The sequence below is a fragment of the Peribacillus psychrosaccharolyticus ATCC 23296 genome, from assembly GCF_000305495.1.
In the GTDB taxonomy this organism is placed as follows: Bacteria; Bacillota; Bacilli; order Bacillales; family DSM-1321; genus Peribacillus; species Peribacillus psychrosaccharolyticus.
This window is the reverse complement of record NZ_AJTN02000171.1, coordinates 1-2,703: the sequence shown is the minus strand read 5'-3', so window position 1 is coordinate 2,703 and position 2,703 is coordinate 1. Positions and strand designations below refer to the sequence as shown.

Below are 2,703 nucleotides of genomic sequence, written 5' to 3'. Positions count from 1 at the left end.
GAAAACTAGATAATAGATAGAAGGCAAATTTTGCATCATTTTTAAAACACCGAATGTTTTTTTAGTAGGTTAAGTTAGAAAGGGCGCACGGTGGATGCCTTGGCACTAGGAGCCGATGAAGGACGGGACTAACACCGATATGCTTTGGGGAGCTGTAAGTAAGCGTTGATCCAGAGATTTCCGAATGGGGAAACCCACTGTTCGTAATGGAACAGTATCTTTACCTGAATACATAGGGTACTGAAGGCAGACCCGGGGAACTGAAACATCTAAGTACCCGGAGGAAGAGAAAGCAATAGCGATTTCCTGAGTAGCGGCGAGCGAAACGGAATCAGCCCAAACCAAGAGGCTTGCCTCTTGGGGTTGTAGGACACTCAATATGGAGTTACAAAGGAACGGGGTAAATGAAGAGGTCTGGAAAGGCCCGTCAAAGAAGGTAAAAACCCTGTAGTTGAAACTTCGTTCCCTCCTGAGTGGATCCTGAGTACGGCGGGACACGAGAAATCCCGTCGGAAACAGGGAGGACCATCTCCCAAGGCTAAATACTCCCTAGTGACCGATAGTGAACCAGTACCGTGAGGGAAAGGTGAAAAGCACCCCGGAAGGGGAGTGAAATAGATCCTGAAACCGTGTGCTTACAAGTAATCAGAGCCCGTTAATGGGTGATGGTGTGCCTTTTGTAGAATGAACCGGCGAGTTACGATCCCATGCGAGGTTAAGTTGAGAAGACGGAGCCGCAGCGAAAGCGAGTCTGAATAGGGCGAATTAGTATGTGGTCGTAGACCCGAAACCAGGTGATCTACCCATGTCCAGGGTGAAGTTCAGGTAACACTGAATGGAGGCCCGAACCCACGCACGTTGAAAAGTGCGGGGATGAGGTGTGGGTAGCGGAGAAATTCCAATCGAACCTGGAGATAGCTGGTTCTCTCCGAAATAGCTTTAGGGCTAGCCTCAAGATGAGAGTATTGGAGGTAGAGCACTGATTGGACTAGGGGCCCCCAACGGGTTACCGAATTCAGTCAAACTCCGAATGCCAAATACTTATTCTTGGGAGTCAGACTGCGAGTGATAAGATCCGTAGTCAAAAGGGAAACAGCCCAGACCACCAGCTAAGGTCCCAAAGTATACGTTAAGTGGAAAAGGATGTGGAGTTGCTTAGACAACCAGGATGTTGGCTCAGAAGCAGCCACCATTTAAAGAGTGCGTAATAGCTCACTGGTCGAGTGACTCCGCGCCGAAAATGTACCGGGGCTAAACGTATCACCGAAGCTGTGGATGGACACCGTAGGGTGTCCGTGGTAGGAGAGCGTTCTAAGGGCGTCGAAGCTAGACCGTAAGGACTGGTGGAGCGCTTAGAAGTGAGAATGCCGGTATGAGTAGCGAAAGAAGGGTGAGAATCCCTTCCACCGAATGCCCAAGGTTTCCTGAGGAAGGCTCGTCCGCTCAGGGTTAGTCGGGACCTAAGCCGAGGCCGAAAGGCGTAGGCGATGGATAACAGGTTGATATTCCTGTACCACCAATTTATCGTTTGAACGATGGGGGGACGCAGGAGGATAGGGTAAGCGCGCTGTTGGATATGCGCGTCTAAGCAGTTAGGCCGGAAACGAGGCAAATCCCGTTTCCATTAAGGCGGAGCTGTGATAGCGAGGGAAATTAAGTACCGAAGTTCCTGATTCCACACTGCCTAGAAAAGCCTCTAGTGAGATAAAGGGTGCCCGTACCGCAAACCGACACAGGTAGGCGAGGAGAGAATCCTAAGGTGTGCGAGAGAACTCTCGTTAAGGAACTCGGCAAAATGACCCCGTAACTTCGGGAGAAGGGGTGCTTTTTAGGGTGAATAGCCCGGAAAAGCCGCAGTGAATAGGCCCAGGCGACTGTTTAGCAAAAACACAGGTCTCTGCGAAGCCGCAAGGCGAAGTATAGGGGCTGACGCCTGCCCGGTGCTGGAAGGTTAAGGGGAGAGGTTAGCGTAAGCGAAGCTTTGAACCGAAGCCCCAGTAAACGGCGGCCGTAACTATAACGGTCCTAAGGTAGCGAAATTCCTTGTCGGGTAAGTTCCGACCCGCACGAAAGGCGTAACGATCTGGGCACTGTCTCAACGAGAGACTCGGTGAAATTATAGTACCTGTGAAGATGCAGGTTACCCGCGACAGGACGGAAAGACCCCGTGGAGCTTTACTGTAACCTGATATTGAATTTTGGTACAGCTTGTACAGGATAGGTAGGAGCCTTTGAAACCGGAGCGCTAGCTTCGGTGGAGGCATTGGTGGGATACTACCCTGGCTGTATTGAAATTCTAACCCGCGCCCCTTATCGGGGTGGGAGACAGTGTCAGGTGGACAGTTTGACTGGGGCGGTCGCCTCCTAAAGAGTAACGGAGGCGCCCAAAGGTTCCCTCAGAATGGTTGGAAATCATTCGTAGAGTGTAAAGGCACAAGGGAGCTTGACTGCGAGACCTACAAGTCGAGCAGGGACGAAAGTCGGGCTTAGTGATCCGGTGGTTCCGCATGGAAGGGCCATCGCTCAACGGATAAAAGCTACCCCGGGGATAACAGGCTTATCTCCCCCAAGAGTCCACATCGACGGGGAGGTTTGGCACCTCGATGTCGGCTCATCGCATCCTGGGGCTGTAGTCGGTCCCAAGGGTTGGGCTGTTCGCCCATTAAAGCGGTACGCGAGCTGGGTTCAGAACGTCGTGAGACA

1 rRNA gene is annotated in these 2,703 nt (G+C 51.8%); it reads left to right on the top strand.

Annotation, left to right across the window (positions count from 1 at the left end):
• Positions 1–67 precede the first annotated feature (67 nt).
• Positions 68–2,703, top strand: a 23S ribosomal RNA gene (locus WYK_RS08575); the annotation flags it as partial.